The sequence below is a fragment of the Xanthomonas sp. DAR 35659 genome (assembly GCF_041242975.1).
GTDB classification, from domain to species: Bacteria; Pseudomonadota; Gammaproteobacteria; order Xanthomonadales; family Xanthomonadaceae; genus Xanthomonas_A; species Xanthomonas_A medicagonis.
In genome coordinates, this window is the sequence record NZ_CP162488.1 from 1,540,819 (window position 1) to 1,560,414 (window position 19,596).

A 19,596-nucleotide genomic window follows, 5' to 3' on the forward strand; every position below is an offset into this window, starting at 1 on the left:
TTCGCGTATAATAATCATTCTCGTTAACCTGCGGTGCCTGGACGGTGCCGTGTCGTTCCAAAGGATCCCGTCGATGCCTTCGCCGTTTCCCCTGTCCGTCGCGCTGTCCACCGCGCTGGCGGCCATCGCCTGCGCCCACGCGCAGTCGCCCTCAGCGCAGACCCTGGAGACCGTCGTGGTCAGCGCCTCGCGTACCGACCAGCCGGCCGATACGGCGCCGCAGACCGTGGTGGTGATCGACCAGCAGCAGATCGCCCAGCAATTGGCCATCAGCAGCAATTCCTCGGACCTGCTGTCCAGCCTGCTGCCGGCGTACACGCCCAGCCGCGGCAAGATGAACGGCAGCGGCGAGACCCTGCGCGGACGCACGCCGTTGATCCTGGTCGACGGCATCCCGCAGTCCAATCCGCTGCGCCCGACCGGGCGCGAAGCGCACACGATCGACTATGCGATGGTCGAGCGCATCGAGGTGATCCAGGGCGCCAACGCGATGAACGGCCTGGGCGCGACCGGCGGCACCATCAACCTGGTCACGCGGCGTCCGCAGCCGGGCGCGCTCAACCAGCACGTCGAGGTGCAGGCCACGCTGCCGAGCACCGACGTGGACGCCGAGACCATGAGCTACCGGACCAGCTACCGCGTCGACGGCCGCCGCGACAAGCTCGACTACCTGTTCGCGGTCGGCTACGAGGACCAGGGCCTGTACCTGGACGGCGACGGGCGCGCGATCGGCACCGACGTGACCCAGGGCGACCTGATGGCCACGCGCGCCTACGACGTGCACGCCAAGCTGGGTTACTGGATCGACGATCACCAGGAACTGCAGTTCAGTTCCAACCGCTACCGGATCAAGTCCAAGGCCGAGTATCTGGGCGTGGCCGGCGACCGCGATCTCGGCATCCCGACCACCTCGGTCCGCGGCCGGCCCGAAGGCACGCCGCCGTGGAACGACGTGTGGACCACCGGCCTGTCCTACGCCCACCACGACCTGGCCGGGATGGAACTGAAGGCGATGGTGTTCAACCAGGAGTTCGAAGGCCTGTTCGGCGCCGACAACTCGGCCACGTTCCAGGATCCGCTGATCGCGCCGCCCGGCACGCTGTACGACCAGTCGCGCTCGGTCGCCTCCAAGTGGGGCTCCAAGACCAGCCTCGGCAAGGACGACCTGGTCGGCGGCCGACTCAAGCTCACCGGCGGCGTCGACACCTTGTGGGACAGCGGCAAGCAGGACCTGTACGGCACCGGCCGCACCTACGTGCCCGAGTCGCAGTACCGCGACCTGGCCGCGTTCCTGCAGGGCGAGTACCGGCTGCTGCCGCAACTGACGCTGCACGGCGGCGTCCGCCACGAGGATGCGAAGCTGGAGATCGACAGCTACCGCACGCTGGCGCGCTACAACCGCGTGCAGGTGCAGGGCGGCGCGCTGTCGTTCTCCGAGACGCTGTACAACGCCGGCGCGGTGTTCGCGCCCAGCGAGGGCTTCAACGTCTTCGCCAGTTACTCCGAGGGCTTCGGCATGCCCGACGTGGGCCGCGTGCTGCGCTCGATCAACAGCCCGGGCGTCACGGTCGCCAGCCTCAGCGCGTTGCAGCCGGTGCTGACCCGCAACGTCGAACTGGGCACGCGCTTGCGCGGCGATGCCTGGGACGTGGATGTCGGCGTGTTCCAGTCGCGCTCGGATTACGGCACGCGGGTGATCGCGGTGGACGGGGCGTTCCAGATGGCACGGGAGAAGACCCGCATCGAGGGCCTGGACGCGAGTGCCAGCTACCGCATCACCGAACGGCAGCGCGTCGGCCTGTCCTATGCGTACACCCGCGGACGCTACGACAGCGATGCCAACGGCACGCTGGATGCGCGCCTGGACGGCCTGAACATCGCGCCCAACCGGGTCATCGGCACCTGGTCGGCGCAGTGGACCGCTACGCTCTCCACCTTCGTGCAGGCGCAGTACGCGTTCAGCCGCCGCTTCGACGATCCGGCCAAGCGCTTCAGTGGCTATGCGCTGGTCGATGCGGCCGCGAACTACCGGCTGGCGCGCGGCGAACTGCGCCTGGCCATCGCCAACCTGCTCGATCGCCAGTACATCACCTACTACTCGCAGAGCGCCCTGGTCGAACCGGACCGCTACTTCGCCGGGCGCGGCCGTACGCTGACGGTGGGGTACAGCCTGGATTTCTGAGTCGCGGCCGCGTGTGGCCTGGACAGCGATGGGCATGCGCGCGGGGCGCCAAACGCCTCGGCTTCGACGGTGACATGTCGATGCGCGCCGGCGACGCTGCGGATGGAACCGCTTCATGGGGCAGTGCGGCGGTCCATGTTCACTCGGAAGCAGGATGCGCGCGAAGCTGCTGTGCGTTCGACAGTCGCAACTCGGTAGTGAGCGGCCAGGCCGAGCAGTTGCAGCAGCTGATGCGCCCGGGTGGTGATCAAGCCCCCACATGATCGACGGCGATGCGCAGCTGGCTGCTGCGCCATGTCGAGGGGTGTGACACGGGCGGCGAGCTGTCGGTCACCGCATCGCGGCTCTGGACCTGACAGGATGCTGGACCTTGCCGCGATCGCGTCAGCGGTGACATCCCGCGTCGCGGACCGCTGAGCCGCGGAGATGATCAGCGTTGCGCGCGCGGCATCACGCCGCTGGCGCGGTATGCGCCAGCGCTACCAGCCGTACGGATAGCCGCCGCGGCCGTAGTAGCCGGGGCCTTCGCTCTGGCCGACGCTGATGCTGATGCCGACTTCGCGCGGCTTGCCGTCGTCGTTGTAGTAGGTCTTGCAGAGGTTGAGGTTGGCGGCCTGGTAATTGCTGTTGCCGCCGCGCTTGGAGTAGCCGAAGCCGGTGGCCACGGCGCCGTGGACCTCGCCCTTGCAGCGGTCCGCCTGCGCCTGCGCTGCGTCGGCCTGTGCCTGTGCCGCGGCCGCTTTCTGCGCCGAGGCCGAGGTGCCGCTGGTGTCGCCGTAGTAGGCGCCGGGCGGGTCGGCCTTGTAGGTCGTGTCCCCGCCGTAGGTGATCGGCTGCTGCGGGACGCTCAGGTCCAGCGCGCGCTTGGCCGCTTCGCTGTCGCGGCTGCCGCTGTCGGCGGTGGTCTGCGCCATCGCCGGGCCGGCGAGCAGGGCGCAGGCTAGCAGGAGGGATCGCTTCATCGGACGTACGCCAAGAAAAGAAGGGGCGGTGGCTGCGGCACGTTCCGCTACAGCCATGGTGCGACGGTACCAATAGCACGTTGAACCCGGCCTGTCGGCGGCTGGGCATTGCTGGGGGCGTTGCGTGGCCCGGCGGATCGGCCGAACAAGGCGGTGTCTTGCCATCGCCGGCGGCTTCCTCCAGTCGCTGTCAGGGCGCTTCATCGCTTCCCGCGTAGGGCGCGTCCGGGCTGTCGGAGAGCCAGCCGGTTCGGCGCTGCGCTGCGCTGCGCCTGACGGGCGGTCGGGCCGGGCTGGCGATCGAGCCAGGCCTCGGGGCGCACGCCTTCGACCAGCCGGCGTTCTTCGGGTGCAGCACGTCGCCAGCCGGGCCGCGTGTCGGCTGGGTTGCGGCGGCTGTGACGCGGCTGCGCCGGGCGTTCTGCCTGGTCGACCAAGGAGAACGGCGGCGTCGGCGGCGTCGGTGTCGTGTTCATGGGCAACGAGGCGTCACCGGCCGAGGCCCTGACTGCAGCCGCGCGGGTGGGACTTCGGGCCCGACGCGATGCGCCGGGCGCCACCGGCTTTCGGCCTGGCGGGCGCAAACCGTAGCGCGTTCTGGTGCCTGCGCCTGTTCAACTTCCCGCCTCCTTGCCCATGCGCGCGTAAGCGCGGCGGGAACTGCTCAATGGATGACCCGCACTAACCTTGCTGCTGCACGATATCGATCAGTTGCTGGCCGTAGCGTGCCAGCTTGGTGCCGCCGATGCCGCCGACGTGGGCCAGTTCGTCCAGGCTGGTGGGGCGCTGCTCGGCGATGTTGCGCAGGGTGCTGTCGTGGAAGATCACGAAGGCCGGCACGTTCTGTTCCTTGGCCAGGCCGGCGCGCAGGTCGCGCAAGGCGTTGAACAGGGTCAGGTCCTGCGGCTGCACCGGGACCCCGGTGCGCGGGCTGCCGCTGCGGTCGCCACGGTCGCGGCCGCGGCTGGGCGCCTCGCGGCGCATCATGATCTGGCGCTCGCCCTTGAGCACCTGGCGGCTGGCGTCGGTCAGGCGCAGCCCGCCGTAAGCGTCGCTGTCCACCTCCAGCAGGCCGGTGGCGACCAACTGGCGGAACACGCCGCGCCAGGCGCGCGCGTCCAGGTCCTTGCCGATGCCGTAGGTGCTGAGCTGGTCGTGGCCGAACTGCTTGACCTTCTCGCTGTCGCTGCCGCGCAGGATGTCGATCAGGTGGCCGACGCCGAAGCGCTGGCCGCTGCGGTAGACGCAGCTCAGCGCCTTCTGCACCGCCAAGGTGGCGTCCCAGGCCGCGGCCGGGGTCAGGCAGTTGTCGCAATTGCCGCAGGGCTGCGGGTAGGTTTCGCCGAAGCTGGCCAGCAGCACCTGGCGCCGGCATTGCATCGACTCGCAGTAGCCCAGCAACTGGTCGAGCTTGCGCCGCTCCACCCGCTTGCGGTCCTCGCCGGCCTCGCCCTGTTCGATCATCTGCTTGAGCAGCACCACGTCGCCCAGGCCGTAGCACAGCCAGGCCTCGGCGGGTTCGCCGTCGCGGCCGGCGCGGCCGGTTTCCTGGTAGTAGCCCTCCAGCGACTTGGGCAGGTCGGTGTGGGCGACGAAGCGCACGTCCGGCTTGTCGATGCCCATGCCGAAGGCGATGGTGGCGCACATCACGATGCCGTCCTCGCGCAGGAAGCGGCGCTGGTTGGCGGCGCGGACCTCGGCCGGCAGGCCGGCATGGTAGGGCAGGGCGTTGAGCCCTTCCCGGGCCAGGAAGTCGGCGGTTTCCTCGACCTTGCGCCGCGACAGGCAATAGACGATGCCGGCGCTGCCGCGGTGCGCGCGCAGGAAGTCCAGCAGTTGGCGCTTGCTGTTGTCCTTCTGCACCACGGTGTAGCGGATGTTGGGCCGGTCGAAGGAACTGACGAAGTGGCGCGCCTGGGTCAGGTCCAGGCGCTCGGCGATCTCGCGCTGGGTCGGCGGGTCGGCGGTGGCGGTCAGGGCGATGCGCGGGGTCTGCGGCCAGCGCTCGTGCAGCACCGTGAGCTGCCGGTACTCGGGCCGGAAGTCGTGGCCCCACTGCGAGACGCAGTGGGCCTCGTCGATCGCGAACAGGGCGATGCGGCTACGCTCGATCAGCGACAGGAAGCGCGGGGTGAGCAGGCGCTCGGGGGCCACGTACAGCAGGTCCAGGTCGCCGGCCAGCAACTCGCGCTCGACCCGCTGCGCGGTCTCCGCGTCCAGGGTGGAGTTGAGATACTCTGCGCGCACGCCGAGCTGGCGCAGCGCCTCGACCTGGTCCTGCATCAGCGCGATCAGCGGCGAGATGACGATGCCGGTGCCGTCGCGCAGCAGCGAGGGAATCTGGTAGCACAGCGACTTGCCGCCGCCGGTGGGCATCAGCACCAGCGCGTCGTGGCCGGCGGCGACGTGTTCGACGATGTCCTGCTGCGGACCGCGGAACTGGTCGTAGCCGAACACGCGGCCGAGCACGGAGTGGGCGGAGGATTGCATGCGCCTAGGATACCGCGTGGGTCAAGCGCGGCCGAGCGGCGGCGCGGTGCGCCGCGCTATCAGGCAAGCGAGGCGGTGCGCGTAGGCATTGCCCGACGCGCGCGGCGGCCGCCGAGGACGTGGCCGATCAACAGCGCCGGCAACGCCAGCAGCAGCGCCGCCGAACACGCCAGCGCCGGCGCCAGCAGCGCCACCAACTGCACGGGATGGCGCGGATCGTATCCGCGCGTCCACAGCACCAGGGCAGCGGTGCCGGCGCCGCTCACCACCACCAGCACCGCCAGGGCGGCCGCCTTGGGCACGCTGCGCTGGCCGGGCTGGCAACTGTCCACGGCCAGGACCAGGGCCACGCACGCCGCCCATGTCCCGGCGAACCAGTTCAGCATGGGCGCCAGAGAGCCGAAGGTGTGAACGAGCGCGTTCAATACCGCGAACAGCGGCGCGAGCAGTTCGTTGTTGCTGTCGGTCGGTATCCCGGTGTCGCCCAATCGCCACCAGGCAAGGAGACCCGCGGCCAGACCAGCCGCGATGCCGACAGCGCATCCGAGCACGATGGCCAGCAGCGGGCGACGCAGCGAGGGATATGAAGCGGTCATCGAACGTCCATGTGGGCGGGCGGTGGCCCGCCCGCAAGTATGCATGACGCCGGCGACCCTGCATCCCGTTGCGTTGAAACCTCCGCGTGCAAGCGCGCCCTTAGTAAGGGGGGCGCCGAAGGCGCGGGGATTGGAAGCCGCGGAGTTGGGGCCCAGAGTTCGCAAAGCGAACTCTGGGAGGCTATGCCTGCTGCGCAGGCATAGCCTTATCCCTTACTGCAGCAGCGAACGCAGCATCCACGCGTACTTTTCGTGGGTCTGCAGGCGCTGGGTCAGCATGTCCACCGACGGGTCGTCGCCGGCGTCGTCGGCGGTCTTGAGCACCTTGCGCGCGGTGCGGCACACCGCCTCGTTGCCGACCACCAGCTGGCGCACCATCTCGCGCCAGTCGGCGCTGTCGGTCAGGCCCGGCTCTTCCGGGATCGAGGTCAGCGCGGCGTATTCCTTGTACGAGCCCGGCGCATTGAAGCCCAGCGCGCGGATGCGCTCGGCCACGTCGTCCAGCGCCGCCCACTGCTCGGTGTACTGGGTCTCGAACATCAGGTGCAGCGAGTTGAACATCGACCCGGTCACGTTCCAGTGGAAGTTGTGGGTCTTCAGGTACAGCGTGAAGGCGTCGGCCATGTAGTGCGACAGGCCGTCGGCGATCTTCTTGCGGTCGCCGCCGCTGATCCCGATATCGATGTTGGGCGCGGACGGCGCCAGCGCCGCCAACGGCGTGGTGGCGGGGCTCTTGGTCTTGCCGGGGGTCTTGCTCTTGGCCATCGGTGGGTCCTCCTGAGGGGTTACGAACGATATGGCGTCACAATAGACAGACTAAAGCATGCGTTGTAATTCAAAGTTCGACGGCACCCGATTGATGAACACTATCGAAAAACCTCTCGCCGCCCGCCTGCGCGAGCGCCGCGCCGCGATCGACGGCGCGCTGACCCGCGACCGCGGCCGCCTGCTCGGCCTATGGTCGCGCTGGCAGGCCGCGCCCGGCAATCCCGCATTGGAGGCAGCGTTCGCGCAGGCGCTGGACGCGTCGCGGGAACGCTGCGCGGCGCGCGCGGCGACGCAGCCGGCGATCGCGCTGGACGCGCAATTGCCGATCGCGCGCGAGGCCGAGCGCATCGTCGCGCTGATCCGCGCGCACCAGGTGGTGGTGATCGCCGGCGAAACCGGCTCGGGCAAGACCACGCAGTTGCCGAAGCTGTGCCTGGCCGCCGGACGCGGCGCCGCCGGCATGATCGGCTGCACCCAGCCGCGGCGCATCGCCGCGCGCGCGGTGGCCGGCCGCGTGGCCGAGGAGCTGCGCACGCCGGTGGGCGAGACGGTGGGCTTCCAGGTGCGCTTCAACGACCGGGTCGGCGAGCAGACCCGGATCAAGTTCATGACCGACGGCATCCTGCTGGCCGAGATCGCCAGCGACCGCTGGCTGTCCAGCTACGACACGATCATCGTCGACGAGGCGCACGAGCGCAGCCTCAACATCGATTTCCTGCTTGGCTATCTGAAGCAGTTGCTGCACAAGCGCCCGGACCTGAAGGTCATCGTGACCTCGGCGACGATCGACACCGCGCGCTTCGCCGCGCATTTCGACGATGCGCCGGTGATCAGCGTGGAAGGCCGCACCTATCCGGTGGAAGTACGCTATCGGCCGCTGGAGGAGCCGGGATTGGGGAGTGGGGATTTGGGATTGGAAGAAGCGCGCGAGCCCCAACGTTCGCCGCGAACCGCCTCAGCGAATCCCGAATCCCGAATCCCCACTCCCGGCCTCACCGTCAACGACGCGATCGTGGCGGCGGTGGACGAAATCACCCGGCTGGACCCGCGCGGCGACGTGCTGCTGTTCCTGCCCGGCGAGCGCGAGATCCGCGATGCGCACCAGGCGCTGGAGCGGCGCAAGTACCGCGAGACCGAGGTGCTGCCGCTGTACGCGCGGCTGTCCAACGCCGACCAGGACCGGGTGTTCAACCCGGGCCCGCGGCGACGCCTGGTGCTGGCCACCAATGTCGCCGAGACCTCGCTGACGGTGCCGCGGATCCGCTACGTGATCGATCCGGGCTATGCGCGGGTCAAGCGCTACAGTCCGCGGCAGAAGCTCGACCGCCTGCACATCGAACCGATCTCGCAGGCCAGCGCCAACCAGCGCAAGGGTCGCTGCGGTCGTATTGCCGAGGGCATCTGCTACCGGCTGTACGCCGAGGCGGACTTCCAGGCCCGCCCGGAATTTACCGATCCGGAAATCCGCCGCTCCAGCCTGGCCGGGGTGATCCTGCGCATGCTGCAGCTGGGGCTGGGCCGGATCGAGGATTTCCCGTTCCTGGAGCCGCCGGACGAGCGCGCGGTGGCCGATGGCTGGCAGCAGTTGGTGGAACTGGGTGCGGTCGGCGAGCCGGACCGCCATGGCCTGCGCAAGCTCACCGAGATCGGCCGCAAGATGGCGCGGCTGCCGGTGGACGTGAAGCTGGCGCGGATGCTGGTGGCGGCGCAGCAGCACGGCTGCCTGCGGCCGATGCTGGTGATCGCCGCGTTCCTGGGCATCCAGGACCCGCGCGAGCGCCCGCCGGAGGCGCGCGAGGCCGCGGACAACGCGCATGCCAAGTTCGCCGATGCGCGCTCGGAGTTCGTCGGCATCCTGCGCCTGTGGGACGGCTACCGGCAGGCGCACGAGGATCTGACCCAGTCCAAGCTGCGCGACTGGTGCGGGCGGCATTTCCTCGGCTTCCTGCGCATGCGCGAGTGGCGCGAACTGCACCGCCAGTTGCATCTGCTGTGCGCGGAGCTGGGCTGGACCGAGGAACCGGCGGAGGCCGCGCTGCGGCCGCTGCTGGCCGGTGCCGCGGCGCCCGCGCCGGCGCGCGATGCCGAGACCGCCGCGCGTGCGACCCGCGGGCAGTTGCACCGTGCCGCGCGCCTGGCCCGCGAGGGACGCGGCGCGCCGACCACGCCCGTTGCGGCGGCGGCCCCGACCCCGCCGCCGGCGCCCGCCGATGCAGGCGAGGCGCCGCGTGCCAGCGAGCGCGAGCGCGCCGCCGCCTATCAGGCGCTGCACCGCGCGCTGCTGGCCGGCCTGCCGACCCAGGTCGGCCATCGCACCGAGAAGGGCGATTTCCTGGCGCCGCGGCAGCGCCGCTTCCTGCTGTTCCCCGGCTCGGCGCTGGCGCGCAAGCCGCCGCCGTGGGTGCTGCCGGCGACGCTGCTGGACACGCAGAAGGTCTGGGGCCTGACCAACGCCGCGATCGAGCCGGATTGGGTGATCGCCGAGCTGCCGCACCTGTTGGCGCGCAAGCATTTCGACCCGCACTGGTCGCGCGCGCAGGGGCAGGTGCTGGCCTCCGAGCAGATCAGCCTGTTCGGGCTGGTGCTGGCGCCGAAGAAGCCGGTGCACTACGGCCGCATCGATCCGCCCGGCGCGCACGAGCTGTTCGTGCGCCAGGGCCTGGTGCCGGGCGAGATCACCACCCGCGCCAGTTTCGTCGCCGACAACCAGAAGGTCCTGGCACAGGCGCACGAGGAAGAGGCCAAGCTGCGCCGCGCCGGCATCGTCGCCGACGAGGACTGGCAGGCGCGCTGGTATCTGGACCGGATTCCCGGCGAGATTCACTCCGCCTCGGGCCTGGACGCCTGGTGGAAGGCGCTGGCGCCGGAGCAGCGGCGCGCGCTGCATTGGTCGCTGGCCGACCTGCTGCCTGGCGAGGGCAGTGAGGCCGAGCGCTATCCCAAGTACTTTCCGCTGGGCGATGCGCGGCTGCCGCTGCACTACCGGTTCGAACCGGGCGCGGCCGACGACGGCGTGACCCTGGAGGTGCCGGTGCACCTGCTCAATGCGCTGGACCCGGCGCGGCTGTCGTGGCTGGCGCCCGGCTTCGTCACCGACAAGGCGGCGGCGCTGATCCGCAGTCTGCCCAAGGCGCTGCGCCGCAACTACGTGCCGGCGCCGGACTTCGCCCGCGCCTTCTACGAGGCGTTCCCGCAGCCCAGCGCCGACGACCTCCGCGGCGAACTGGCGCGCTTCCTGCAACGCGCCACCGGCGCGCCGCTGAGCGCGCTGGAGTTCGACGAGCCCGCGCTGGAGCCGCATCTGCGCATGAACCTGCGCCTGCGCGACGAGGCCGGCAAGGTGCTGGCCGAATCCCGCGACCTGGACGCGCTGCGCGCGCGCTTCGGCGAGCGTGCCGGCCAGGCCTTCGCCGCGCGTGCCGGGCGGGCGATGGCCGCGACCGGGCTGCGCGAGTTCCCGTCTGCGCCGATTCCGCTGCAGGTGCCGGGCGAGGCCGGGGTGCCTGCGTATCCGGCGCTGGTGGACGAGGGCGACAGCGCCGCGCTGCGGATCTTCGCCGACCGCGCGCAGGCCGAGGCGGCGCACCCGCGCGGGGTGCGCCGGCTGCTGGAGATCGCCCTGGCCGACAAGGTCAAGCAGGCGCGCAAGCAGTTGCCGGTGTCGCCCAAGACCGGGCTGCTGTACGCGGCGATCGAGTCGCAGGAGCGGCTGCGCGGCGACCTGGTCGATGCGGCGTTGAATGCCCTGGTCGAGGACGGGCTGGAGGCGATCCGCGACGCGGACGGCTTCGCGTTGCGCCGCGATGCGGTCGGCCGGCGGTTGTTCGGCGAGGCGATGGAACGGCTGAAACTGGCCGAGACGATCATGGGCGCGGCGGCGGAGTTGAAGCCGCAACTGGAATCGCCGCTGATGGGCTGGGCCAGCGGCAACCTCGACGACCTGCGCGCGCAACTGGCGGCCTTGCTGCATCCTGGCTTCCTGCGCGAGACCCCGGCGACCGCGCTGGCGCAGTTCCCGCGCTATCTGCGCGCGATGCTCCTGCGCGCCGAACGCGCCAAGCGCGATCCGGCGCGCGACCAGGCGCGGATGCTGGAACTGAAACCATTCGTCGATGCGCTGGCCGACGCGGCCGCGGCCGGGCGTGGCGCTACGCCGGAATGGCAGGCGTTGCGCTGGGATCTGGAAGAACTGCGGGTGTCGCTGTTCGCGCAGGAACTGGGTGCCCGCGCGGGCATCTCGGCCAAGAAGCTGGCGCAGCGGGTGGCTGGGTTGCGGTGATTCGGGATTGGGGATTCGGGATTGGTGCGGCAATTCCGCGCTGCTCGCGATGAGCGCTTCGTTGTGGGAGTCCCTCCCACAAAAGCGGCGCGCTGCATGCGCAGGTAGGGGCTGGCCCGGCGAATACGCGCTCGGCTGGGAGCCACTTCGGGGGAACCTCGAAAAGCCGCGCATCCGGATCTACGCGCGACGGGGCTGCCGGCGTGTGCCGTTCTTTCTGTCGCGGCTGAAGCCGCTCCTACAGTGACGGCTCACGCTTTTGTAGGAGCGGCTTCAGCCGCGACAGAACGATGCAACGGTCGCGATGCCAAAGCACCCAGAAAAATGCGGCATCGACGCCAGCGAACCTGCCAAGCCCAATCCCGGCTCCACTCAGTCGTCCACCCGCTCACCCATCAGCTCGCGCTGGCGCTTGTCCAGTTCCTCCGCGTAGCGCTTGCGCACGAAGCTCTCGGTGAGTACGCCCAGCACCTGGCCCTGCTCGTCCACCACGGCCAGTTCGTCGCTCTGGGTCAGGTCGAACTGGCGCATCGCGGTGACCACGTCGGTGTCGGCGCGCAGGGCCACGTCGCGGTTGCCGGCATAGTCGACGATCGCCGCGTCGGCATCGACGCCGTCGGCATAGGCGGCGGCCAGGGTCACCAGGCCGGCGTAGTGGCCGTTCTCGTCTTCCAGCACCACGCGGGTGCCCGAGCCGAGCGGGAAGCGGCGGCGGAACTCGGCCACGCTGGTGGTCGCGGCCAGCGGATGCACGTCCTTGCGCATCATCCGCCCGGCGCTGAGGTGCTTGACCCAGCCCACGTCGCGCGCGCTCTTGATGGTCTCGCCGCGCAGGTGCAGGCGCCAGGTGGAGAACGAGTAACCGAAGATCTGGCGGACGATGGTGTTGGCCACCAGCACCGCCACCATCACCGCGCTGGCCAGCACGAAATCGTGGGTGCCTTCCAGCACCAGCATCGCCATCGTCATCGGCGCGCCGACCACCGCGGCGGCCATCGCCGCCATGCCCGCCAGCGACGCGGCGGTGCCGTCCACCAGGGCCATGCCGGTGCCCAGATTCAACAGCCCCGCGAACAAGCCGCCGATCAGCGAGCCCATGAACAACGAGGCGAAGAACAGGCCGCCACGGAAGCCGAAACCCAGCGAAATCCCCGAGGCCAGGCACTTGAGCAGCAACAGCACGCCCAGCCATTGCAGCGAGGTCGGGCTAGTCAGGTCCAGATGCAGCGCGCCGTGTCCGGAGGACAGCACCTGCGGCGTGATCAGCGCCAGCGGGATCAGCAGCAGGCCGCCTGCGACAGGCCGCGCCCAGCGCGGTAGCGGGCTGCGGTTGACCGCCTGCTCGATCGCGCCGACCAGGCGCATCACCGCCACCGCCAGCAACGCGCACAGCACGCCCAGCAGCGCATACAGCAGGTAGTCGCGCGCCTCCAGCGCCGACGCCGCCGAGGCCGGCAGCAGGTACGGCTGCACGCCCGCGACCTGGGCCACGAACACCGCCCCCAGCGTGGCCACCGCGACCGGCGCCAGCGCCGACGGCGAGTACGCGCCGATCACGATCTCGAACGCATAGAACGCGCCGGCCAGCGGCGCGCCGAACGCGGCGGCGATGGCCGCGCCGGCGCCGGCGCCGACCAGGGTGCGGATGTCGGCGCGACGCAGGCGCAGGATCCGGCCCAGGTGCGAGCCGCTGCCGGCGCCCATCTGCGTGTACGCCGCCTCCAGCCCGACCGAGGCGCCGACGCCGTTGGACAGCAGGGTCTGCGTCGACACGATCAGGTTGTCGCGCATCGACATGCGCCCGCCGTACAGCGCATTGGCTTCGACCGCGTCGATCAGTTGCCGCTTGCGCGCGCGGGCGGCCATGCCGAGCAGGCCGACCAGCAGCCCGCCCAGCGGCAGCACCAGCAACTGGCTCACGCTCAACTCGGGCAGGGCGCTGAGCCGGGCGTCGCTGTCCAGTCCGTACAGCCAGGCCTGCGCGCCGTGCGCGATGCCGCTCTGCAGCAGGGTCAGCAGGCCGGCGATCAGGCCGACCAGCAGCGACAGCGCGATGAACCAGACGTCGCTGGCACGGAAGCGCCGGCGCAGCGCGTCGGCCAGGCTGTGCGAGGCGTCGGCCAGGCCCAGCCGCGGATGCGGACGCAGGTTCACGGCGCGCGTCCTACTTGACGCGGCGGACCTTGGCGCGGGTGTTGAAGGTGTCCACCTGCATGTACCACACGCCGGCGATGCCCGGGCGGATCTGCACCTTTGGCGCGCTGCGGCGCACGCTGCTCAGGCTGGCGGCCTCGGTCTGTTCCCACTCCTGGCCGTTGGCCAGCACATAGCGGCGGCCCTTGGCGAAGCCGGTGAACTCGCCGACCAGGGTGCTCTCGATCGGCTCCTGGCTGCCGAAGTCGAAAAAGCCGCGGTTCTTCACGATCACTTCCTGGCGGCCTTCCTCCTTGGCCTTCTCCAGCGCCACCGCGGTCTCCTTGGCGACCTTGCCCTGCAACCAGTCGTTCAGCGCGGCCAGTTCCTGCGGCGACAGTTTGTCCAGCCCCGCGGCCTTGAACTCCTGCGCCGACATCTGCGTCTGCAGGTCGCCGGAGACGGTGCGTTGGGCAAGCGCCGGCGCGGCGGACACGGCGAGCGCCGCGCACAGGGCCAGGGGAGCGAGACGCGCAAGGGACATGGCGGGGGTCCGGGCTTGTGGGATGCGCCGTAGTGTAGTCGTAAGCGCGCGGCGTCTGGCGCCCGCGGCGGCCACTCGGCGCACCCCCGTGTCCGGTCGCGTAGCCGGTTCCGGTCGACGGGGCTCTGCGGCGCCTGCCCCCGCCATCGGCCCGTTCGTCCCGCGTCTGTCCCGCTTGCCCCGCGGGCCAAGCCCGACCGGAATGCCGTGGGTACACTTGCCCATCATGAACCCGCCATCTCGTCCGCCACGGGCAGGCGCCCTCGCTGCCAGCGGTGCGATGTCCACTCCGAAAGCGTTGATCGTGTTGTGGGTGGCGTTCTGGCTGCTCATGATCGGCGTGTCCGTGCAGGAGCGCCTGAGCAATCCGCACGCCCTCTGGTGGGAGGGGCTGCTGTCGGAGGGAAGTTCCGCGTTGGTCGCGAGCGTCTGGATCTGGCTTGCCGTCCGTGTGCGCGGACGGCATGCGGCGTATCTGGACAAGCCCCTGATCTGGTTCGGCCGCTACCTGCGCTGGTTGCCGGCGATCGCCGTCACCTTCATCGTGGCGGTGTATGCGTTACGGCACGGGATCTATGCCGCCATGGGCCTCACCTACGCGCATCCGGGCTGGCGCTCCCTGTTCGTGTACGAGACCACCAAGCTGAGCGTCTTCGTCGGCCTATGGCTGGGGGTCCTGTTTGGACTCGAGTCCCATGACCAGTGGCAACTGCAGCGCAATCGCCTGTTGCAAACGCAGAAGGCGCTGGCCGAGGCGCAGCTGGCGCAGCTCCAGGGGCAGCTGCGGCCGCATTTCCTGTTCAACGCGCTCAATACCGTCTCGTCGGTGATGCACAGCGACGTGGAACGCGCCGACCGCCTGCTGGCGGCACTCGGCGACCTGCTGCGCACCAGCCTTGGGACCATCGAGAACGAGATGACGCCGCTGGCGGCGGAACTGCGCACACTCGAGCGGTATGCGGACATCATGCGCGAGCGGTTCCGGGATCGGGTGACGCTGACATGGCAGGTGGACCCGGCCCTGCTCGACGCCAGTGTCCCGGCGCTCCTGCTGCAGCCCTTGCTGGAGAACGCGTTCAAACATGCCGTCGAGCCCACGCTGGTGCCCATCGCCATCGCGGTCGGTGCGCGACACGCAGGCGGCTCGCTGGAGATCGTGGTGCACAATTCCGGCTCCACCCTGCCGGCGCCGGAGAGGCAGGACGGGGTGGGATTGCGCAACTGCCGGGAGCGCCTGGGCATCCTCTACGGCGATGCCGCCTCCTTGATTGTCCGCAACGAGGGCGATGGCGTCGCCGCGCGCGTCTCGATCCCGCTGGCGGAGGACAGGCGATGATCCGCGCCGTAATCGCCGACGACGAAGCGCCCGCGCGCGAAAAGCTCGCGCGCTGGTTGGCGGAGCAACCCGGCATCGCGGTGGTCGGATCGGCGGAGGACGGATTGTCCGCGGCCCTGTGCATCGAGCAGCAGCGCCCGCACGTGGCCTTTCTCGACATCCAGATGCCCACGCTATCGGGGCTGCAGGTCGCGGCGCAGCTCGAGCCGTCGAGCGCGCCGCTGATCGTGTTCGTGACCGCTTTCGATGCGCATGCCGTGAAGGCGTTCGACCTCAATGCGATCGACTACCTGCTCAAGCCTTACGACCGCGATCGGCTCGCGCTGACCGTGCAACGCGTGCGCGCGCGGCTCAGCGCGCACGAGTCCGGTGCCGCGGCGGTGGCGATGGGGCGCGCGCGCGCGCCTGCATGCGAGCGCCTGCTCGTGCCGGATGGCGAGCGGCTGCAGCTGATCGATGCGGCCTCGATCGAATGGCTGGAAGCCGACGGCAACTACGTGCATGTGCATACCGCCGCGCGCACCTACCTGATGCGCCGGACCCTGCAGGATCTGTTGGCGCAGCTGGGCGAACAGCGCTTCGTCCGCATCCACCGGTCGGCCGCGGCGAACCTCGCCTGCATCGGATCGCTGACGCCGCTGTTCAAGGGCGACTACGACCTGCATCTCCGCAACGGCCGCACCCTGCGGCTCAGCCGGCGCTATCGCGACGCCTTGTTCGCCCGCATGGGCGGGTAGCGTCCGCCTCTGCCCCGGCGGGCCTCCGTTCACCCCAAATCCGCTGCTGGCCGGCGGCCGTTCGCTCAGGCTCCCCGGTATCGCGGACACAGGGGACCCAATCGATGCTCGCCACCACCCACCCGCAGGAGCGCTACGACTTCCTGGACTGGCTGCGCGTCATCGCCATTTTCGTCCTGTTCTTCTTCCATACCGGGATGATCTTCGTCGGCTGGGGCTGGCATATCGTCAACAGCCAGACCCTTCCGTCGCTGCAATGGCCGATGGATATCGCTCACCGCCTGCGCATGCCGTTGCTGTTCGTCATTGCCGGGGCCGGCATGTGGTTCGCGCTGCAGCGGCGCAGTACCGGGCAGTTCCTGCAGGAACGGACGAAGAAACTGCTTTTGCCGCTGATCGTCGGCATGTTCCTGGTCGTGCCGCCGCAGATCTACTACGAGCGGTTGCTGCATGGGCAATGGGGCGGAGGCTATCTGGATTTCTACCTGATACGCGTCCTGCAATTGCAGTTCTACCCGGCCGGGGATTTCGGCTGGCACCACCTTTGGTTCGTTCTTTACCTCTACGTTTACGTACTATTGCTGCTCCCGGTGATGCTGTGGTGGAAGCGAGCCGAGACACACCTTGCGCCGGGAAATTGGCTTTTCCTATTGGGAATTCCGCTCGGTCTCAACGAGGCTCTTCTGAAACCGCGATTCCCGGAGATGCACAATCTCATCAGCGATTGGTACATCTTCAACCACTACCTGCTGCTGACGGCATACGGATACTTCATGGCCTCCACGCCCGGCGTCTGGAAGTGGCTTTCCGATGTCCGCAGATGGTCGCTTGTCCTGGGGCTGACGGCGTTCTTCTCGCTGATCTCGCTGTTCAGCATGGCGATCATCGAGCACGACTCCCTGATCGATCAGGTTGGCGCCAATGTCTTCACCTGGCTATGGATGATGGTGTTTCTCGGTTACGGCTACCGCTATCTCTCGCGTGCGAACCGAGTGCTCGCCTGGGCCAAAGACGCCAGCTATCCGTCTTACATCCTCCACCAGACGATCATCGTCATGATCGGCTACTACGTCATCCAGTGTTCGTGGGGGCCATGGATCAAGTACTTCGCCATCCTGCTCCTCAGCATGGCCGCGTGCCTTGTGCTCTACGAAGGATGCCTGCGCAGGGTTGCAGGGCTGCGCCTTGTCTTCGGGATGAGGGAGAAACCTCCGCGCTCCGGTCGTCTTTCGAAATGACGGTTGCCTTTGCAGCCTGCACTTTCCCCAGCTTGTTTGCCGAAGGCGAAGAAATCGCGGTTCTTCGCCATGGAAGCGGACGCGCGATGGACGTGGCGGCCATCCGGGCAGCGGAATGCGCCGTCATGTCGTCGCAAGTCGAGAATGCGGCCTGGCGGGGGCGCCGCCGGAGACGCCGCCTCGACAGGTCAGTCGTCCTCGGCCGCGGCGGTGGCCGGCGCGCGCGCCGGCCGCCGATACACGAACGCCGGCGCGGCGGCGGCCGCTTCGCGTTGCGCCAGCGCCTGCAGTTCGGTGTGGGCCGGGGCGCGTTCGCACACCGGGTCCAGCGTGGCGGCGTCGCCGCTCAGCGCCAGCGCCTGGCAGCGGCAACCGCCCCAGTCGACCTCGCGTTTCGGGCAGCCCTGGCACGGCTGCGGCATCCACGCGGTGCCGCGGAAGCGGACGAAGGCCTCGCCGTCGCGCCAGATCGCCGCCAGCGGCCGCTCGCGCAGGTTCTCGAACACCATGTCCGGCAAGGTTTCGGCGGCGTGGCAGGGCAGCACGTCGCCGCGCGGGGAAATGTTGACGAAGCGCTGGCCCCAGCCGCCCATGCAGGCCTTGGGCCGGTGCGCGTAGTAGTCGGGGGTGACGAAGTCGATCGCCAGGCGCTCGCCCAGGCGTTCGCGCGCTGCGGCCACCGCGGCGACGGTGGCGTCGATCTGCGCGCGGCTGGGCATCAGCGCGGCGCGATTGCGCAGGCCCCAGCCGTAGTACTGGGTATGCGCCACTTCCAGGCGTTCGGCGCCGAGTTCCAGCGCCAGTTCGATCATCGCCGGCACGCGTTCGGCATTGTGCCGGTGGATCACCGCGTTGATCGTCAGCGGCAGGTCGAGGGCGCGCACCGCCGCGGCGAACGCGCGCTTCTTGGCCAGGCTGTCGCGGTAGCCGGCGATGCGGTCGGCGCCGGCGGCGTCGGCGTCCTGCACGCTCAGTTGCACGTGTTCCAGCCCGGCCTCGGCGAGTTGCGCCAGCATCGGCGCGCCGCCGGCCACGCCGGAGGTGATCAGGTTGCTGTACAGGCCCAGCGCGCGCGCATGCGCCACCAGCGCGGGCAGGTCCTTGCGCAGCATCGGCTCGCCGCCGGAGAAGTGCGCCTGCAGTACGCCCATCGCCGCGGCCTGGTCCAGCGCCGAACGCCAGCCGGCGGTGTCCATCTCCTCGCGCACCGCGGCCAGCGCGATGGGGTTGGAGCAGTATGGGCAGGCCAACGGACAGCGGTGGGTCAGCTCCAGCAGGATCGAAAGCGGCGGCGGCACCTCGGCGTTCATGCGCGCAGCAGGCGCTTGCCGTGCAGTTGCGCGGCCAGTTCGAGCACGTCGCGTTCGACCTCGGCCGGGTCGGCCTCGAACTCGGTGGCCAGCTCCGCGGCGATCGCCGCCAGGCTGCGGACGCCATCGCAGCGCGAGACGATGGCTTGGGCAATGTTATCCAGTTCGACCACCCGCTCCGGCGCCAGCAGCACCCACTGCGCGCGGGCGCGGTCGTGTTGCAGGCGCACGCCGGCGGCGAGCCGTGGCTGGCTGCTGGCGTCCAGCGCGCTCATGCGGCGGCCTGTGCCGCGTCCGGGGCGAACGCATCCGGCCAGGCCACGCCCGGCTGCACGTAGGCGAAGTGCAGCGCATCCAGTTGCGACCACAGCACGCCGCACTTGAAGCGCAGCGCGTCCTGCACCAGGCGTTGCTTCTCCACGGTGTCGGCGTGGCGCTTGACGTAGTCCAGGGCGAAGTCCGAATCGCGCGGTGCCTCGTGCAGGCGGTGCTCGAAGTAGGCCAGCGCCTCGCGCGAGACGAAATCGTAGTGCTGCAGCATACCCGCGACGCGGTGGCCGATGATGCCCGGCGCGAACAACTCGGTCAGCGACGAGGCGATGGCCTCCAGCAGGCTCTTTTCGCGCACGAAGTGCAGGTAGGCCTGCACCGCGAAACGGGTGCCCGGCAGCAGGCCGCGGCCGGACTGCACCAGGTCGCGGTCCAGTCCCAGGGCATCGGTCAGGTGCAGCCAGCGCGCGATACCGCCTTCGCCGTCGGCGCTGCCGTCGTGGTCGACGATGCGCTGGCGCCAGATCCGGCGCAGCGCCGGGTCGTCCATCCGCGCCAGGATCGCCGCGTCCTTGAGCGGGATGCAGCGCTGGTATTCGTAGCGGTTCAACGCCCAGGCCTGGACCTGGCCGCGGTCCAGGCGTCCGCCATGCAGCAGGGCGTGAAACGGATGCTGGTCGTGGTACAGGCGCGCGCCGATCGCGCGCAGCGCGGTTTCCAGTTGCTCGGGGCTCAGCAAGGCGCTCACGGG

At 69.7% G+C, this 19,596-nt stretch carries 14 protein-coding genes; 5 read left to right on the top strand and 9 right to left on the bottom strand.

The features are described from left to right. Nucleotides 1-73 precede the first annotated feature (73 nt). The gene (locus tag AB3X07_RS06580) at nucleotides 74-2,182 is read left to right on the top strand and encodes a TonB-dependent receptor (RefSeq protein ID WP_369943632.1); all 2,109 of its coding nucleotides are present in this window, start codon (nucleotides 74-76) and stop codon (nucleotides 2,180-2,182) included. A 479-nt stretch (nucleotides 2,183-2,661) separates the two neighbouring features. Here the strand turns inward: AB3X07_RS06580 and AB3X07_RS06585 are convergent, their stop codons facing one another. The 4 genes from AB3X07_RS06585 to AB3X07_RS06600 all read right to left on the bottom strand — a co-directional run bounded on the left by AB3X07_RS06585 (nucleotide 2,662) and on the right by AB3X07_RS06600 (nucleotide 6,995). Continuing rightward, the gene (locus tag AB3X07_RS06585; protein ID WP_369943633.1) at nucleotides 2,662-3,144 is read right to left on the bottom strand and encodes a hypothetical protein; all 483 of its coding nucleotides are present in this window, start codon (nucleotides 3,142-3,144) and stop codon (nucleotides 2,662-2,664) included. 681 nt (nucleotides 3,145-3,825) lie between these two features. Next, nucleotides 3,826-5,634, bottom strand: a complete 1,809-nt coding sequence (gene recQ / locus AB3X07_RS06590) for a DNA helicase RecQ (RefSeq protein ID WP_369943634.1) — start codon at nucleotides 5,632-5,634, stop codon at nucleotides 3,826-3,828. A 59-nt stretch (nucleotides 5,635-5,693) separates the two neighbouring features. Then, nucleotides 5,694-6,230 carry a hypothetical protein gene (locus AB3X07_RS06595; RefSeq protein WP_369943635.1) on the bottom strand — a complete coding sequence of 179 codons (537 nt, stop codon included), beginning with the start codon at nucleotides 6,228-6,230 and terminating at the stop codon, nucleotides 5,694-5,696. A gap of 213 nt (nucleotides 6,231-6,443) precedes the next feature. Further along, nucleotides 6,444-6,995: a Dps family protein gene (locus tag AB3X07_RS06600; protein ID WP_369943636.1), complete on the bottom strand. Its 552-nt coding sequence runs from the start codon at nucleotides 6,993-6,995 to the stop codon at nucleotides 6,444-6,446. 94 nt (nucleotides 6,996-7,089) lie between these two features. Here AB3X07_RS06600 and hrpA point away from each other — a divergent pair, with 94 nt between their 5' ends. Further along, entirely contained in the window at nucleotides 7,090-11,277 is a 4,188-nt protein-coding gene (gene hrpA / locus AB3X07_RS06605) for an ATP-dependent RNA helicase HrpA (protein WP_369943637.1), read from the top strand. 372 nt (nucleotides 11,278-11,649) lie between these two features. Here hrpA and AB3X07_RS06610 read toward each other — a convergent pair whose 3' ends face one another. Together AB3X07_RS06610 and AB3X07_RS06615 are read right to left on the bottom strand one after the other, a co-directional pair. Beyond that, entirely contained in the window at nucleotides 11,650-13,431 is a 1,782-nt protein-coding gene (locus AB3X07_RS06610; RefSeq protein WP_369943638.1) for a chloride channel protein, read from the bottom strand. Between the two features lie 10 nt (nucleotides 13,432-13,441). After that, entirely contained in the window at nucleotides 13,442-13,954 is a 513-nt protein-coding gene (locus AB3X07_RS06615) for a hypothetical protein (RefSeq protein ID WP_369943639.1), read from the bottom strand. Between the two features lie 280 nt (nucleotides 13,955-14,234). On the opposite strand from AB3X07_RS06615, the gene AB3X07_RS06620 reads away from it, so the two are divergent. From AB3X07_RS06620 to AB3X07_RS06630, 3 genes are all read left to right on the top strand, one after another. Beyond that, complete coding sequence (locus AB3X07_RS06620; RefSeq protein WP_369943640.1) at nucleotides 14,235-15,290, top strand: sensor histidine kinase; 1,056 nt, start codon at nucleotides 14,235-14,237, stop codon at nucleotides 15,288-15,290. Then, on the top strand, nucleotides 15,287-16,027 hold the full coding sequence (locus AB3X07_RS06625) for a LytR/AlgR family response regulator transcription factor (RefSeq protein WP_369943641.1): 741 nt from the start codon (nucleotides 15,287-15,289) through the stop codon (nucleotides 16,025-16,027). Before AB3X07_RS06620 ends, AB3X07_RS06625 begins: the two co-directional genes overlap by 4 nt. A 104-nt stretch (nucleotides 16,028-16,131) precedes the next feature. Then, nucleotides 16,132-17,265 carry an acyltransferase family protein gene (locus tag AB3X07_RS06630; protein ID WP_369943642.1) on the top strand — a complete coding sequence of 378 codons (1,134 nt, stop codon included), beginning with the start codon at nucleotides 16,132-16,134 and terminating at the stop codon, nucleotides 17,263-17,265. 188 nt (nucleotides 17,266-17,453) lie between these two features. Here the strand turns inward: AB3X07_RS06630 and pqqE are convergent, their stop codons facing one another. The 3 genes from pqqE to pqqC are packed head-to-tail and all read right to left on the bottom strand — an operon-like array spanning nucleotide 17,454 to nucleotide 19,593. Continuing rightward, nucleotides 17,454-18,575 carry a pyrroloquinoline quinone biosynthesis protein PqqE gene (pqqE, locus tag AB3X07_RS06635; RefSeq protein WP_369943643.1) on the bottom strand — a complete coding sequence of 374 codons (1,122 nt, stop codon included), beginning with the start codon at nucleotides 18,573-18,575 and terminating at the stop codon, nucleotides 17,454-17,456. Next, nucleotides 18,572-18,850 carry a pyrroloquinoline quinone biosynthesis peptide chaperone PqqD gene (gene pqqD, locus AB3X07_RS06640; RefSeq protein WP_369943644.1) on the bottom strand — a complete coding sequence of 93 codons (279 nt, stop codon included), beginning with the start codon at nucleotides 18,848-18,850 and terminating at the stop codon, nucleotides 18,572-18,574. Before pqqD ends, pqqE begins: the two co-directional genes overlap by 4 nt. Then, nucleotides 18,847-19,593, bottom strand: a complete 747-nt coding sequence (gene pqqC / locus AB3X07_RS06645; protein ID WP_369943645.1) for a pyrroloquinoline-quinone synthase PqqC — start codon at nucleotides 19,591-19,593, stop codon at nucleotides 18,847-18,849. Before pqqC ends, pqqD begins: the two co-directional genes overlap by 4 nt. Nucleotides 19,594-19,596: the final 3 nt, after the last annotated feature.

Coding starts and splice junctions, on each gene's coding strand:
- AB3X07_RS06580 (WP_369943632.1), top strand. CDS start 74: ATGCCTTCGCCGTTTCCCCTGTCCGTCGCGCTGTCCACCGCGCTGGCG.
- pqqE (WP_369943643.1), bottom strand. CDS start 18,575: ATGAACGCCGAGGTGCCGCCGCCGCTTTCGATCCTGCTGGAGCTGACC.
- recQ (WP_369943634.1), bottom strand. CDS start 5,634: ATGCAATCCTCCGCCCACTCCGTGCTCGGCCGCGTGTTCGGCTACGAC.
- pqqD (WP_369943644.1), bottom strand. CDS start 18,850: ATGAGCGCGCTGGACGCCAGCAGCCAGCCACGGCTCGCCGCCGGCGTG.
- AB3X07_RS06615 (WP_369943639.1), bottom strand. CDS start 13,954: ATGTCCCTTGCGCGTCTCGCTCCCCTGGCCCTGTGCGCGGCGCTCGCC.
- AB3X07_RS06585 (WP_369943633.1), bottom strand. CDS start 3,144: ATGAAGCGATCCCTCCTGCTAGCCTGCGCCCTGCTCGCCGGCCCGGCG.
- AB3X07_RS06625 (WP_369943641.1), top strand. CDS start 15,287: ATGATCCGCGCCGTAATCGCCGACGACGAAGCGCCCGCGCGCGAAAAG.
- AB3X07_RS06595 (WP_369943635.1), bottom strand. CDS start 6,230: ATGACCGCTTCATATCCCTCGCTGCGTCGCCCGCTGCTGGCCATCGTG.
- AB3X07_RS06630 (WP_369943642.1), top strand. CDS start 16,132: ATGCTCGCCACCACCCACCCGCAGGAGCGCTACGACTTCCTGGACTGG.
- AB3X07_RS06600 (WP_369943636.1), bottom strand. CDS start 6,995: ATGGCCAAGAGCAAGACCCCCGGCAAGACCAAGAGCCCCGCCACCACG.
- AB3X07_RS06620 (WP_369943640.1), top strand. CDS start 14,235: ATGTCCACTCCGAAAGCGTTGATCGTGTTGTGGGTGGCGTTCTGGCTG.
- hrpA (WP_369943637.1), top strand. CDS start 7,090: ATGAACACTATCGAAAAACCTCTCGCCGCCCGCCTGCGCGAGCGCCGC.